Origin of the sequence: Rhodococcus olei, assembly GCF_039540555.1 — a bacterium.
In the GTDB taxonomy this organism is placed as follows: domain Bacteria; phylum Actinomycetota; class Actinomycetes; order Mycobacteriales; family Mycobacteriaceae; genus Rhodococcus_G; species Rhodococcus_G olei.
Window position 1 is genome coordinate 21,815 of sequence record NZ_BAABFB010000038.1, and the last position, 12,360, is coordinate 34,174.

A 12,360-nucleotide genomic window follows, 5' to 3' on the forward strand; every position below is an offset into this window, starting at 1 on the left:
GTCGAGCTCGGCCGGCGCCGCAACCGCGAGGCGATCGACCTCTGTGCGCACTGCCTCGAGATCTACCGGGCATGCCGCGGATCCAGATCACCGACTCGCTGTCGATGGCGTACGAGGAGATCTGCGGAAGCAGCCAGCCGTGCGTGCCTCTGTCACGTTCCTCGCACGGAACATGGCCCAGCTTGGCCTGCATACGTTCCGGCGCCTCGGCGACACGGACCGGCAGCGGCTGATCGACCATGCGCTGCCGCTGCTGATCGGCAAGCCGAATCCGTGGACGACGAGGTACCGGCTCATGGACAGCCTGGTGCACGACCTCGGGATCTACGACCGCGCCCACTGGCAGAAGGTGAAGACGTCCGATGGACTCGGTCTGGTCCGTCTCCCGCCGTCGATGGTCACGCCGAAGGGTGATGACTGGCTGACTCCGTCGGTGTTCGAGGTCAAGGGCAGCAAGGGCACCCGCGAGGTGCCCGCCGAGAGCATGGTCTACTTCCGCGGCTACGCGCCGAACAACGACTTCGGCACCTCGCCCGATCGAATCGCTCCGGCAAATCCTCGCCGAGGAGTGGTATTCGAGCCGCTCGCGTGAGCAGGTGGTGCGCAACGACGCCCGGCTGTCAGGTTACCTACAGCGGGCGCGGGAGGCGGGGCGGTGGGAGGAGCCCACGCGCGAGCGATTCCGGACGCAGTGGCAGGCGCAGTACGCCGGCGATGGGCCCGCGGCAGGTGGTACTCCGATTCTCGAGGACGGGATGACGTTCAATGCCGTCTCGCAGACCTCGGAGCAGCTGCAGTACGTCGCAGCGCGCAAGCTCACCCGCGAGGAGGTCGCGGTGGCGTACTTCATCCCGCCGTCGATGGTCGGCCTGCTCGACAACGCGACGTTCTCGAACATCACCGAGCAGCACAAGATGCTGTACCAGGACACGCTCGGGCCCTGGCTGACGATGATCGCCGACGAGCTCGCGCTGCAACCGATCCCGGACCTACCGGATCCCGATCGGGTGTACGTCGAGTTCAACCTCGCGGAGAAGCTGACCGTCTCGTTCGAAACCCGGTCCGACTCGATGCAGAAGGCTGCCGGCTCCCCGTTCCTCACCATCAACGAGGTCCGGGCTATGGACAACCGGCCGCCGATCGAGGGCGGTGACCTCTTGGTGCGCCCTCTCAACGTCACCCAGAACGGGGACCAGAACCCGACGCCGGCCGCACCCGCGCCGGACCCAGCGGCCGAACCGCCGGCCGACGACGCAGATCCAGCAGAGGCGAGCTGATGCGCACCAAGAACGCACCGGCACCGCTGAAGGCCGGGCCTGATGACGGCCTCGGCGAGCGCGAGTTCACCGCCTACGCCAGCGTGTTCGGGAACAAGGACAGCTACGGCGACGTCGTGATGCCGGGCGCCTTCGCGAAGGACCTCGCGCGATGGTCTGAGAAGGGTTACCCCATCCCGCTCCTGTTCGGGCACAACATGTCTGATCCGGACTACAACATCGGCGAGATCATGTCGGCCGAGGAGGACGAGGGCCTGAAGGTGCATGCGCGCCTCGACCTGCAGGCCCGAAGGCCGCCCAGGTGTACCGCCTCCTCAAGGGCCGGCGCGTCAACCAGACGTCGTTCGCCTACGACGTGATCGACGGCGGGTACGAGAAGCGCCCGAAGGACGGCACCGACGATGCCGAAGCGGAGGAGTTCTACGCACTCCGCGAACTGAAGATCTACGAGGTGTCCGTCGTGCCGATCGGCGCAAACCAGGAGACCGAGATCCTCGCCGTGAAGTCGATCCCCACGCTGGCGGATCGGGTCGTCGAGGACATCAAGGCCGGCCGAGTGCTCTCGGCCAAGAACGAGGACGAGATCCGCACGGCGCATGACGCGCTCGGGCGGGTGCTGTCGGTCCTCGATTCCACAGACGAGGAGAAGGCCAGCGGTAGCGGCCCGTCTCGGAAGGCCGGCACTGATCCTGCCGACTCCGAGGCCAACCGGAAAACGTCCGTCGATCCCTCGGCAGTGCTGGACGCGCTCGCCCTCGAGATCGAGCTGAGCGCGTAAACCAACCATCCGAGAAGGGAACTCATCATCATGATGACCAAGACGAAGCTGGCCGACCTGCAGACTGCTGCACTGAAGGCCACCGACGCCGCTCGCGCGATCGCCGAGAAGGCGGACGGCAGCCCGAGCGAGTGGTCGAGCAGGTGCTCGCCGACTACAACACCGAGACGCAGAAGCAACGCGACCTGCTCGAGCAGATCAAGGTCGGCAAGCGCGACCTCGAGATTCTCAACGAGGCGAATAGCCTGGCCGCAGAGATCGGCACCCCTGCCGTCGACGACCTCGACGCGCAGGGCAACCAGCCGATCCGCGAGCGCGTGAAGTCCCTCGGCCTGCAGTTCGTGGACTCGCAGGCGTTCAACGACGCGATGGCGCCGTTCAAGGGCGGCTACGTCCCCGAGCGGTCCGCGTTCTCGACCGCTCCGGTCGACGTGAAGGGTCTGTTCGTCCGGCGGCACCGACACGAGCGCGGGCGCGTTCGTCGTCAACGAGCAGACCGGCATCGTCGAGTCGCGCGGCCGGAAGGCGCTGACGATCAGGGATCTGGTCTCGGTTCGCCGCACCGGCTCCGACGCGGTCGAGTACGTCGCGCAGACCAGCCACACCAATGCCGCCGCGGTCGTGCCGGAAGCGACCAGCTCGGCGGCCCCGACCGCGCCCCGCTCGGCAGGCGCGCTGGTGCCGAACCCGAACGGTGGCTACAAGCCCGAGGGCTCCTGGGCGCACGAGCGCAAGACCGCGAACGTGAAGACCATCGCCGAGTGGGTGCCCGCCACCAAGCGGGCCCTGGCCGACGTCGCCGCGCTCGAGGGTCTGATCAACGACGAGCTGCGGCTCGACATCGCGGAGGCCGAAGAGGCTCAGATCCTCAACGGCAACGGGCCGGGCGAGAACTTCACCGGCATCAACCAGTGGTCCGGGGTGCAGACCCAGGCGTTCTCGACGGACCTGTTCGAGCCGGTTCCGCAAGGGCATCACCAAGGCCCGCACCGTCGGTCGCGTCAACCCCACCGGGGTCGTGATGAACTCGGTCGACGCCGAGGCTATCGACCTCGCGAAGGACCTGAACGGCACCTACCGCTACGGCGGCCCGCAGGCCATCGGCCAGCGCACCGTCCGGGGCCTGCCGGTCGTCGAGTCCGAGACGCAGGCCGCGGGCGAGGCTCTGCTCGGCGACTTCGCCAAGGCGGTCATCTGGGACCGCGAGCAGACCACGGTGACCGTGACCGACTCTCACGCGGACTTCTTCATCCGCAACATGGTCGTGATCCTCGCCGAGGAGCGGCTCGCGTTCGCGGTCACCCGCCCGACGGCCTTCGTCAAGATCGACGTCGCAGCCTGACCCAACTGACCGAACCGGCAGCCCAGCGCCCCACGCGCTGGGCTGTCGTCGTTCGGGGAGGAGATCACCATGGCACGAAGATCTACGAGGCCGAGATCAACGGCCACCGCACCACGGTCCAGCTCAGCGATGAGGACGCGAAGGCTCGAGGCCGAACAGGGCAGTCTTCGGCCGGGTAGTTGGTCCCCCCAACCTCGACTGAAGCGGGATAGTGGCCGGCCCCCTCGTCGGAGAGTGGCCTCAGAGTGGCCCGGGCCCACGGGAGGGGGCGAGCCGGTGGGCCGCGGTCAACCGTGCCGGGTGACGGGGCCCGCGCGCAGCGGAATCGAGAAGCGGGCTGGGTACCAGTGCACGCGCACGGGCGTCGGCGGTCCCGACGCGCTGGCTGCGCGTCGCCGGTCGTAGTCGGCGCGACGCTGCGGATCGCGGAGCACCGCGTAGGCGGCGAGTACCTGCCGGAGAAGTTCATCAGATTGCGCGCAGGACGCGGCGCTGCGTGTATCGGGGTGCGTGCGGCGCAGCATCCCACGGTATGCACGCAGGATCTCCTCGTGCGTCGCGGTCGGCGCCACCCCCAGCACGCGATAGAGGTTCTGACCGTTGTCCATGAGATGCCCTCGCGGTTTGCGGTGACCCCGGACGGAGCCGACAGCCGGGGTCACCGCGGGGTGGGGCCAAACCCGCCTGGGCTCGGCCCGTGGAGTGTCCCGGCTCGATCGGCGCACGGCCCGCGCTGTGCGTGCCAAATGGTGGCGGTGCGCCCGGGCATCGGAATTGCGCTCGATGGCGTTGGCGCCCTTTGTTTCGGTTCATCGGGCGGGCGGTGCGCGATCGTCCTGGCCGGGAGGTCAGTGGCGCGGAGGCGAGCGCTGTGTAGCTGGCACAGCGCGTGTGTCGACCTGCGAGTTGCGGTGCGGGCACCGCCACACAGCATGACCGCTGATGGGCTTGCGTATGGCCGTCCGCTGTCGCGGGGGAGTGGCCGGCGGGCGCCGCGCGGGTGCCTCCGATGGCCATCGTCCGGGATCACGCAGGGCATCCTCGATCTCGAGGATGATCAGCACCTGTGTGATGTCGAGATCGGGCGGTGTCAGCATCAGGCCGGGCATGGTGTCACCTCCCTCCTGCGGCCGGGCTGGCTACTTCATGGCGAAGGGTCAGGCGTTGAGTGCCTTCTTCTCGTCGGAGCTGGTGATCTCGATCTTGCGCGGCTTGGCCTTCTCCGCGATCGGGATGGTCAGCCGCAGCACACCGGCTTCGTAGCTGGCCTCGATACCGTCCGTGTCGAGGGTTTCGCCGAGGAACAGCTGGCGGCTGAACATGCCGCGCGGCCGTTCGGCCGAGACCATCTCCCGGTTCGGGTCGAGCGCGGGGCGTTCGGCGTGCACGGTGAGCACGTTCTGCTCGACGTCGAGGTCGATCGAGTCGGCCTTCACGCCGGGCAGGTCGAACTCCGCGACGAACTTGTCGCCATCGCGCCACGCGTCCAGCGGCATCACTGCGGGGCGGGCGACCGTTCCGAACACCTGCTGGGCGAGGCGGTCGAAATCGCGGAACGGGTCGGTACGCATCAGCATCATCGTTCACCTCCATGTAGGACATCTGTCGATGCTCTGTCATGCAACCCGAACAACTCTGATAGGGAATCTGTTATTCCCTACATAGATTTATGGTGCCACTACTGCTAGCCTGTTGCAAGAGGCGGAGTCGCGAAATGGAGGTTGCGATGGCAGAGGAGTCCACGCCGCGGTCCCGCCTGGGGGTCTACGGGATCTCGGTGGCCTCGGAGCTGTCGGGCATCGACCCGCAGACGTTGCGACTGTATGAGCGGCGTGGGCTACTCACCCCGGCCCGCACGGGCGGGGGGACCCGCCGCTACAGCGACGACGACCTGGTGCTCCTCCAGCACATCGGCGAGCTGGTCGCCGCGGGTGTCAACATCGCGGGGATCGCGCGGATCCTGCAGCTCGAGGCCGACAACCTCCGCCTCGAGCACGCCAACGCCGGCCTACGGGCAGAACTCGACGAGGCGGCGGTCGGCGCATCAGACTAGGCGGCAGGACAGCCCCATCGAAAGCGGCTGTTTGCCCGCCTACATCATGCGGTCGCGTTCATACGCCCGCGCGTAGCACTCGGTGGCCGGCGTGAATCCGGGCCGAGTGAGCATGTCGATGTCCGCGTGGCCGTCGGCGCCGAAGAGCAGCGTGTCGGTTGTCCAGACCATGTGGACGCCTGACGCTCCGTGGATACGGATGAGGTGCTCGTAGTTCTGCAGTGCCACCCGCGTCTCCTCCGTCATCGTCGGCCTCCTTCCGGCTAGTCCATCCACCCCTTGTCAGAGACAAGTGTGGCAGAAGATCTGCATTCTGAGAAGAAGAAAAATAGCGGCACCGTCTGGAACATTTGGGTTACTTGATGTTAGATTCTGGGGTGCACAGTGGGCTGCGCCCGCGCATGACGGGCGCGCTGGTGAACAGGGAGGTGGGCAGCTGTGCGCCGCGCAAATCAGGAGACCAGGTCCCGGGGGAGGGCCAGCGTGACGACCGCGAACCGCTCGCTCCGGTTGCTGACGATCCGTTCCGGCGGCCGCCGTCCGGCCCTGTGCATAAGCGATCGCCCTGAGGACCGCTCGTCGCCCGTCAGGGAGGTGTGGGTATCGAACGGATGCGCGAACCAGCGTAGGCTCGGCGCATGGTCGGCTCCACGGACCTGTACTGCCCGAAAGGCGATCAGGCCTGCTCACGCAGGATCCTCGCCCGCTGGGAACCCTGCGCGTGCACGCCGGAGCGCGGGCACTGGATACACGTTTGCCGCGAGTGCGGCACCGTCATCTTCCGGCCGCCGTGCAGCGTGCCGCAGCCCCAGGACAGCAGGTGGGCGAAGACCAGCTAATGGGTCCCCGCACCCGCCGTCCGCCCATGCACGTAGTCGATCCGCACTCCGGAACGGGGGCGCCAGTCTGTTTGTGGTGTGGCATCGACGGGTAGTCCGTGGGGGTCGGATCGAATCCGGCGCGCGCGTGCGGTTCAGCTACTTCCCGCACGCCCGCGATAGCCGCCGACACGCCTCCTCCCGACCCAGGCGTGCCGGCGGCTCAGGTCGTGAAGTTGGACGCCCGATCTGTTGCCCTCGGTATCGAGGGGTGATAGACGGTAGATGGGTTTCGACCTTGACGCTGACGGCCCGGACCTCGCTGTCGGTCGATGATTCCCTGACCTACGAAAGCCAAACGGCGGTTGAGCAAACAGCTGCGGTTGACCACCAGGTGGAGGTTCGCCGTGTGCATCCACATCTACTGTCTCGATCGGCCGTTGATCGAATCCTCATCGAGAAGCACTTCCGGTTTGCCCACCGTCGCCGCCGTGCTCGGAGCACTGGACGCTCCCGCGGTGCCCGATTTCCTGAAGGCGATCGACAGGGCGATCAGCCTGGCGGTGCGGACTCTGATTGTTGACCTCTCGCGGGTTGACTTCGTTGGCATTTCGGGCGTGCTGGCGCTCGCAGATGCTCAGGACAGAGCCACCTGCAACGGCTTGGCGATGCTCCTCGTGCCCGACGAGGCGACTGCCGGTCATACGCTGCGGGCGACGGACATGGCCGATCACTTCCACTGCTTCCCGTCCGTGCAGGCCGCCGCCGAAGCTCGGCGTGTCGAACTGGCGGCACACGATCAACTCGAGCAGGTGCGAGTGAGCTCTGCGGCCGGCTAGGCCGGGCAGGACTGCGTCAGATCAGTCCTGGTGCCGCGTCCCGGACGGCTGTCGGTCCACTCATCGATCGTCGACGGGAGCCACCCGTAGTTGCGTCCGATTCGGGCGTCCGGCTCGGGCATGTACCCGCGTCGGACGTGCCCGTCGATGGTCGGGAGTGCGACGCCGAGTCGTTCGGCGACTTCGCCGCGGCTGAGATACTCGATCATCGCGTGTTGCGCCGCAAGTCTCGGGTGCCGTTGTAGACGAGAGTGCCGGTCACGACCGCCCAGATTGGCAGCCAGATGGCCGCGCGGGTGGGCGTGTAGTTGGCGCTGAGCAGTGCGGCGGTGGTCGCGGTGTAGATGCCCGCGGCGACGTACTGCCGGGGAAGTTGCATCGTTGTGTCCTCTCGGTCGTGGTTGCTCAACTCGTGAGAGCAGGGGAAATGTGCGGCGAGGTCATCCACCCTGACGCCGTGCACACCGGGCCGCATCCGTAGCGCGACCGATGGGCGAACGACGTCAGTTCCGCGTGAGGTTTACGACGCAGGTGTCGACGGCCCGCACGCGCTCATCTCCTGCCGAAATCTGAAGCGGCGCCGAGCTCGCCTTCGGCCACTCGGTGGTGCTCCGCGCGCCACCGGTCGCCGAGAACGGCATCATCCCGCTGAGCACCCACACGTCCGACCGGTTCTCGAACTTCCCATCCGGCCGCACGGTCGTCGCACCAAGGAACGTGAGATCTCCGTCCTGGATCATCTGCGCGTTCGTCAGCGTCAGTGACTTGTCCGTGAGACCGTTCGCGACCGCGATGACGTCCTGCTCGCCGGCCGCCGCGCACCGCGGATCCGACAGGTGCGCGGTTGCCGGGGCGGGTGCCTTCGTGCCCTCAGCCGGTGTGGCTGGCGCGGGTGCCGGTGTCGACGTCGCCGGAGCGGCGGTGTCCGACGAATCCGACGAGCAGGCCGCGAGGCCGAGCGCGGCGGCAGCGATGGTCAGTGTCGTGATAGTCCGGATCATTGTCCGGATTCAATCAGGCCTCCGTGACTGTCGGTCGAATGGAGGATGCGGTGTCATGCCGCCGGGCGAGCTCGCACGGCCGCTGCGTTCACGGCCGCGCGCACCTCGGTCCGGGCGACCGCGGTGTACCGCTCCGTCGTCGCGACGCTCGCGTGCCCGAGCGCCTCCTGCACCGCTCGCAGGTTCCCGGTGCCCGCAAAGGCCTTGGTTGCGAACCGATGCCGCAGCTTGTGCATCGACCAGCCCTCGGGCATGAGGTCGCCGATCAGCTTGCCCACGTGTCCGGGGGAGAGGTGCCCTTCAGTCTCGCCCGGGAACAGGTACCCCTCGCGACCGCGGCCGATCGTGTGGCCACCGGGCCCGCGGGCGATCTCGTCGGCGAGGTCGTCGGGGATCGGGACGATCCGTTGCTTGTTCCCCTTCCCCAAGACGACAAGCGCGTATCCGTCCACCTCCTCGACCAGGTCGCGGGTGTGCGCTCGAGCGACCTCGCCACGACGGAGGCCGACCTCGCACGCGAGGCGGGCCATTATCCGTTCACGAGGGCCGGCCGCCATGAGCAGGGCGCGCCAGATCCGGTCTGTCGCCGGTCGCGGCTTCGGGCTCGACTCGGGCACCTTCGGGAGGGCGCGCGCCGGATTCTCGGCGGCGTGCCCGTTCGAGACGGCCCATTCGTATAACTGCATGAGGCTCGTTCGGAGGCCGCGGCGGTGCTCGTTCGACCACTGCTGCCGGCCCGCCATGGCGACCAACTGCGTCCCGGTCACACCCCCCCGGGTGATCGGCTCGTAGTCGGCGGGCGACGCCTCGGACATGACCGCGCCGGGTGCGGATCGTCGTCTTGGGTGCGCCGCCGGCGGTGAGCCACGCGACCCATTCGTCGACGGCGTGCTCCCACGCGGCGGGTAGGCGGTACATCTGTTTGTGGGGCCTTCCTGCAGACCGATCGGTATTCGTCACGAGCGAAGCGTCCTCCCATCGCGGGCATACCTGCGAGTACCTGAAACCTCAGTTCACAGAAGGCTTGTCGGCCAGGGCTCCCTGATCATGCGGCGCGCTCACCGAGATCTGTCACCGCAGGCCAGAGGGCCACGACCTGACAATCGGACGGTTACTGGTTCGAGTCCAGCCGGGGGAGCGCAACGGCCCCCTCACCAGCCCAGTGCAGGTGAGGGGGCCTTTTTCGTTGTTTCGGATCGGGTGAGTTCGGTACGCGCCGCGTTTCCGCGGGGTACGCGACGGTCCTCGACCTGTGTACGCAGGTCGAGCACCGTCGTCGTTCGCGGCGCTGCACGCTACCCGGACGCGAGTCATCTCGTGCCGGGATTTCGTGCAGTCGGGACCAATGGCCCTGTCGGTACCGCGCCGAGGGTGGAACGCTCGCATTGTCGACGACCTCCGAGGGGAACGATGCCGAATTCACGAACTCTGTCGAACACGCACCTGCTGGCGCCGCGTGACGCCGATGACCGGATGGCACGCGCCCAGTTCGTCCTCGCGATGCTGACCGCGGTCGCGGTACTCGCGGCGGCCACACTGCTCGTCCTCGCGCTGGCATAGTCGACGCACCCGCAACGCCGGCGGGTGCCGCCCTCCCCGGCGCCGTGCGGCGGGGCACCGGTAGCATTCGTTCCGCCCGGCAACGGGCGGACGGGGCGGTAGCTCAGTCGGTTAGAGCCGTGGACTCATAATCCATTGGTCGCGGGTTCGAGCCCCGCCCGCCCCACTTCCGAAAGTCCACGTCGGGTCCCGCTCCGAGTTCTCGGATGCGGAACCTGAGTCGTGTCGGCTCACGTGTCGCCCACGCTCGCGCGCACTCGTCGACGCTCGAGGTGGTTCCCGGGGCGGCTCTCCATCACTGGTCACCGCACCGGTCGTGTACCCGGCGCGTCGGGCCACCTCGCACAGCGACGCGTTGGCGTATCCCTCCTCCGCGATGACGGATCTCGTCGCCTCGATCAGCTCCGCGCGCTTCGCAACGACCCCAGATCGCTGCCCCGGGCAGTGCCCAGAAATCTGGGATGGCGGCTCGGTGCCGGATCCCCGACGCTGAGCCGGTGAGGAATTCAGCCGACGTACGTCCGGTCGCGGGGCGCGCACGGGTCCCGATCCGTGGGCCGCGCAGGTTCCCGCGACAGCGGGACCGCTGACTCTGTCGTCGGGACACCCGGCCCGGGCAGTCTGATCGACGCCCACTGCGCCGTCGCCGGCGAGCTCACCCGACATCCCCGCGCCATCCGGCGCTTTTCCCACAGGAGCACCATGAAACACAGTTCGCACCATCGACTCCCGGGCAGAAGGCGTGCGGTGGCGTCGGTCGGGCTCGCCGTCGGTGCGCTCGTGCTGTCGTCCTGCTCGTTCTCCTTCTCGATGGGCGGCGGCGGGGGCGCGGACGGCGGCGTCGGGTTCGACGACCTGCAGTCCGCGACCATCCAGCTCGAGGCGGTCGGCACCTTCGTCTCGCCGCAGGAGGGTGCCTACGAGTCGGCGGGGCGCGGCTCGGGCTTCCTGATCTCCTCGGACGGGTACGCGCTGACGAACAATCACGTGGTCACCGGTGCGGGCACGCTGAAGGTGTGGCGGGGCGGCGACCAGAGCAAGACACTCAACGCCCAGGTCAAGGGATCCTCAGAGTGCCTCGACCTCGCCGTCGTGAAGATCGACGGAAACGACCTGCCCTACATCGGGATCCGCGAGGACGACGTCGCCACCGCGGACGAGGTGTACGCGGCCGGGTACCCGCTCGGCGACCCGACCTTCACGATGACCAAGGGCATCGTGTCGAAGGCCGACACCCCCGCCGACACCCCGTGGGCGTCGCTCGAGCACGTCATCGAGCACGACGCCCGGATCCGTAGCGGCAATTCCGGTGGGCCCCTGGTCGATCCGGACGGTCGTCTCGTCGGCGTCAACTACGCCGGCGACGAGCAGCACGACACCAACTTCGCGATCCATCGTGACGAGGTGCGCAGGATCGTCGACGACCTCCGCAGCGGGAAGAACGTGCTGAGCCTCGGCATCAACGGGGAGGCCGTGACCTCCGACGCGGGTGAGGGACTGGGGATCTGGGTGAACTCGGTCGCCTCCGGCTCGCCCGCCGACAAGGCCGGTGTGGAGGCCGGCGACCTGCTCACCAACATGGAGGGGGTGGCCCTCGGCGCGGACGGGACGCTCGGCGAGTACTGCAACGTGCTCGAAACCCACGGCCAGGACGCCACCCTGTCGGTGGAGGTGTACCGCCCGGCGACCGACACGTATCTGCGTGGCCAGTTCAACGGCACACCGCTGGAGGCGACAACGACGGTGAGCTCCGGACTGGTCGGGGGAGCGGGCGCACCCGCGACGGGCGGCCAGGCCGCCGCCGGGTTCACCACGATCACCGACGATTCGGGTGTGGTCAGCGTCCAGGTACCCGAATCGTGGTCCCAGGTCGACGGGACCCAGTTCGTCGACGACAAGGGCAACGCGTACTTCGGTGTCGAGGCCAGCTCGGATCTCGCGCAGTACAAGAACGGATGGGGTGCCGTCGGCGCGACGGTGCTCGGCTCCGCGGAGGCGGTGTCGAACTCGACACCGGAGGACCTGCTGAACGTCGCCGGCAAGGACCTGCCCGCGGCGGGCTGTGTGTCGAAGGGGCGGATGGACTACAGCGACGCACTGCACACCGGACGCTTCGAGGCGTGGGAGAACTGCGGCCCCGAGAAGGCGAAGTACATCTTCGTCGCGGCGAAGGCGGACAGCGGTCGCTATCTCGCGCTGGTTGCGGTCCAGGCGAACAGTGCGGCCGACGTCGCGGCCGCCGATCGAGTGGTGAACAGCTTCTCGGTCGACCTCTGAACCGACCGGCCTCGTCGGTGCGCGGGCGGCCCGTCGGGGGCACGGGCCGCCCGCGCACCGGTCTCGGCGGCCACCCACCTCGCGCGCGCCGGCACTACGGTCCGGTGAGCAGACCGAGCGCGAGACGGTCAGTTCCGCGTCCGTGCTGGGGGATCCGTGGCCCGGCGATCCCCGACCGCATCAGCCCCCGCCCTCGACCAAACTGATGAACGTCTCCGCCGAACAGGTCGACGAGGTGGTCGGCGCAGCCGCGGTAGAGCTCGTGCACCACCGCGGCGACCGTGTCGTCGCGCACTGCCATCGACCAGATCTCGACGAGGAGCCCGACCAGCAGCGGGTCGCCCTGCTCGGCGAGCAGGGTGGAGACGATCAGACCGGGGTCGGGTCGGGGTCGTCCGCGCCCGTCGCCGCGACG

At 68.2% G+C, this 12,360-nt stretch carries 16 protein-coding genes, 1 tRNA gene and 2 pseudogenes; 11 read left to right on the forward strand and 8 right to left on the reverse strand.

The genetic code is table 11. The features are described 5' to 3' along the window. Positions 1–139: 139 nt before the first annotated feature. The 6 genes and pseudogenes from ABD951_RS11890 (at position 140) to ABD951_RS11915 (ending at position 3,397) form a co-directional block, all read left to right on the forward strand. A complete protein-coding gene (locus ABD951_RS11890; protein ID WP_345344965.1) occupies positions 140–592 on the forward strand; it encodes a phage portal protein in 453 nt (150 codons plus the stop codon). Next, complete coding sequence (locus ABD951_RS11895) at positions 555–1,277, forward strand: phage portal protein (protein ID WP_345345119.1); 723 nt, start codon at positions 555–557, stop codon at positions 1,275–1,277. The genes ABD951_RS11890 and ABD951_RS11895 overlap by 38 nt, the downstream gene beginning before the upstream one ends. After that, complete coding sequence (locus ABD951_RS11900; protein ID WP_345344967.1) at positions 1,277–1,636, forward strand: HK97 family phage prohead protease; 360 nt, start codon at positions 1,277–1,279, stop codon at positions 1,634–1,636. Before ABD951_RS11895 ends, ABD951_RS11900 begins: the two co-directional genes overlap by 1 nt. Then, positions 1,579–2,055 (forward strand): HK97 family phage prohead protease, encoded by a 477-nt coding sequence (locus ABD951_RS11905; protein WP_345344969.1) that lies wholly within the window; start codon positions 1,579–1,581, stop codon positions 2,053–2,055. The genes ABD951_RS11900 and ABD951_RS11905 overlap by 58 nt, the downstream gene beginning before the upstream one ends. 543 nt (positions 2,056–2,598) lie before the next feature. Further along, positions 2,599–2,943: pseudogene (locus ABD951_RS11910) on the forward strand (phage major capsid protein); the annotation flags it as partial. Between the two features lie 133 nt (positions 2,944–3,076). Beyond that, entirely contained in the window at positions 3,077–3,397 is a 321-nt protein-coding gene (locus tag ABD951_RS11915) for a phage major capsid protein (RefSeq protein WP_345344971.1), read from the forward strand. Positions 3,398–3,684: 287 nt separating this feature from the next. Here the strand turns inward: ABD951_RS11915 and ABD951_RS11920 are convergent, their stop codons facing one another. Next, positions 3,685–4,005 carry a J domain-containing protein gene (locus ABD951_RS11920; RefSeq protein ID WP_345344973.1) on the reverse strand — a complete coding sequence of 107 codons (321 nt, stop codon included), beginning with the start codon at positions 4,003–4,005 and terminating at the stop codon, positions 3,685–3,687. Positions 4,006–4,554: 549 nt separating this feature from the next. Then, a complete protein-coding gene (locus ABD951_RS11925) occupies positions 4,555–4,974 on the reverse strand; it encodes an Hsp20/alpha crystallin family protein (RefSeq protein WP_345345121.1) in 420 nt (139 codons plus the stop codon). Positions 4,975–5,123: 149 nt separating this feature from the next. Between ABD951_RS11925 and ABD951_RS11930 the strand changes: the two genes are divergently transcribed. Further along, entirely contained in the window at positions 5,124–5,450 is a 327-nt protein-coding gene (locus ABD951_RS11930; protein ID WP_345344975.1) for a MerR family transcriptional regulator, read from the forward strand. A 39-nt stretch (positions 5,451–5,489) separates the two neighbouring features. Here the strand turns inward: ABD951_RS11930 and ABD951_RS11935 are convergent, their stop codons facing one another. Next, a complete protein-coding gene (locus ABD951_RS11935) occupies positions 5,490–5,696 on the reverse strand; it encodes a hypothetical protein (RefSeq protein WP_345344977.1) in 207 nt (68 codons plus the stop codon). Between the two features lie 979 nt (positions 5,697–6,675). Between ABD951_RS11935 and ABD951_RS11940 the strand changes: the two genes are divergently transcribed. Continuing rightward, positions 6,676–7,107 (forward strand): STAS domain-containing protein, encoded by a 432-nt coding sequence (locus tag ABD951_RS11940; protein ID WP_345344979.1) that lies wholly within the window; start codon positions 6,676–6,678, stop codon positions 7,105–7,107. Positions 7,108–7,312: 205 nt separating this feature from the next. On the opposite strand, the gene ABD951_RS11945 is transcribed toward ABD951_RS11940, so the two are convergent. The 3 genes from ABD951_RS11945 to ABD951_RS11955 form a co-directional block, all read right to left on the reverse strand. Beyond that, positions 7,313–7,486 (reverse strand): hypothetical protein, encoded by a 174-nt coding sequence (locus ABD951_RS11945; RefSeq protein ID WP_345344981.1) that lies wholly within the window; start codon positions 7,484–7,486, stop codon positions 7,313–7,315. 124 nt (positions 7,487–7,610) lie between these two features. Beyond that, positions 7,611–8,108 carry a hypothetical protein gene (locus tag ABD951_RS11950; protein WP_345344983.1) on the reverse strand — a complete coding sequence of 166 codons (498 nt, stop codon included), beginning with the start codon at positions 8,106–8,108 and terminating at the stop codon, positions 7,611–7,613. A 53-nt stretch (positions 8,109–8,161) separates the two neighbouring features. Beyond that, positions 8,162–8,794, reverse strand: coding sequence for a tyrosine-type recombinase/integrase (locus tag ABD951_RS11955; protein WP_345344985.1), 633 nt, complete (start codon positions 8,792–8,794; stop codon positions 8,162–8,164). A 724-nt stretch (positions 8,795–9,518) separates the two neighbouring features. Here ABD951_RS11955 and ABD951_RS11960 point away from each other — a divergent pair. Beyond that, a complete protein-coding gene (locus ABD951_RS11960) occupies positions 9,519–9,668 on the forward strand; it encodes a hypothetical protein (RefSeq protein WP_345344987.1) in 150 nt (49 codons plus the stop codon). 92 nt (positions 9,669–9,760) lie between these two features. Continuing rightward, positions 9,761–9,834 (forward strand) — tRNA-Ile (locus ABD951_RS11965). 149 nt (positions 9,835–9,983) lie between these two features. On the opposite strand, the pseudogene ABD951_RS11970 reads toward ABD951_RS11965, so the two are convergent. Further along, positions 9,984–10,391, reverse strand: a pseudogene (locus ABD951_RS11970) (TetR/AcrR family transcriptional regulator); the annotation flags it as partial. Between ABD951_RS11970 and ABD951_RS11975 the strand changes: the two are divergent. Beyond that, positions 10,371–11,945 (forward strand): S1C family serine protease, encoded by a 1,575-nt coding sequence (locus ABD951_RS11975; RefSeq protein ID WP_345344989.1) that lies wholly within the window; start codon positions 10,371–10,373, stop codon positions 11,943–11,945. The pseudogene ABD951_RS11970 and the gene ABD951_RS11975 overlap by 21 nt on opposite strands. Before the next feature lie 94 nt (positions 11,946–12,039). Here the strand turns inward: ABD951_RS11975 and ABD951_RS11980 are convergent, their stop codons facing one another. Further along, positions 12,040–12,246 (reverse strand): hypothetical protein, encoded by a 207-nt coding sequence (locus tag ABD951_RS11980; RefSeq protein ID WP_345344991.1) that lies wholly within the window; start codon positions 12,244–12,246, stop codon positions 12,040–12,042. Positions 12,247–12,360: the final 114 nt, after the last annotated feature.

Coding starts and splice junctions, on each gene's coding strand:
- ABD951_RS11945 (WP_345344981.1), bottom strand. CDS start 7,486: ATGCAACTTCCCCGGCAGTACGTCGCCGCGGGCATCTACACCGCGACC.
- ABD951_RS11935 (WP_345344977.1), bottom strand. CDS start 5,696: ATGACGGAGGAGACGCGGGTGGCACTGCAGAACTACGAGCACCTCATC.
- ABD951_RS11950 (WP_345344983.1), bottom strand. CDS start 8,108: ATGATCCGGACTATCACGACACTGACCATCGCTGCCGCCGCGCTCGGC.
- ABD951_RS11975 (WP_345344989.1), top strand. CDS start 10,371: ATGAAACACAGTTCGCACCATCGACTCCCGGGCAGAAGGCGTGCGGTG.
- ABD951_RS11915 (WP_345344971.1), top strand. CDS start 3,077: ATGAACTCGGTCGACGCCGAGGCTATCGACCTCGCGAAGGACCTGAAC.
- ABD951_RS11900 (WP_345344967.1), top strand. CDS start 1,277: ATGCGCACCAAGAACGCACCGGCACCGCTGAAGGCCGGGCCTGATGAC.
- ABD951_RS11920 (WP_345344973.1), bottom strand. CDS start 4,005: ATGGACAACGGTCAGAACCTCTATCGCGTGCTGGGGGTGGCGCCGACC.
- ABD951_RS11955 (WP_345344985.1), bottom strand. CDS start 8,794: ATGCAGTTATACGAATGGGCCGTCTCGAACGGGCACGCCGCCGAGAAT.
- ABD951_RS11960 (WP_345344987.1), top strand. CDS start 9,519: ATGCCGAATTCACGAACTCTGTCGAACACGCACCTGCTGGCGCCGCGT.
- ABD951_RS11925 (WP_345345121.1), bottom strand. CDS start 4,974: ATGCTGATGCGTACCGACCCGTTCCGCGATTTCGACCGCCTCGCCCAG.
- ABD951_RS11930 (WP_345344975.1), top strand. CDS start 5,124: ATGGCAGAGGAGTCCACGCCGCGGTCCCGCCTGGGGGTCTACGGGATC.
- ABD951_RS11980 (WP_345344991.1), bottom strand. CDS start 12,246: ATGGCAGTGCGCGACGACACGGTCGCCGCGGTGGTGCACGAGCTCTAC.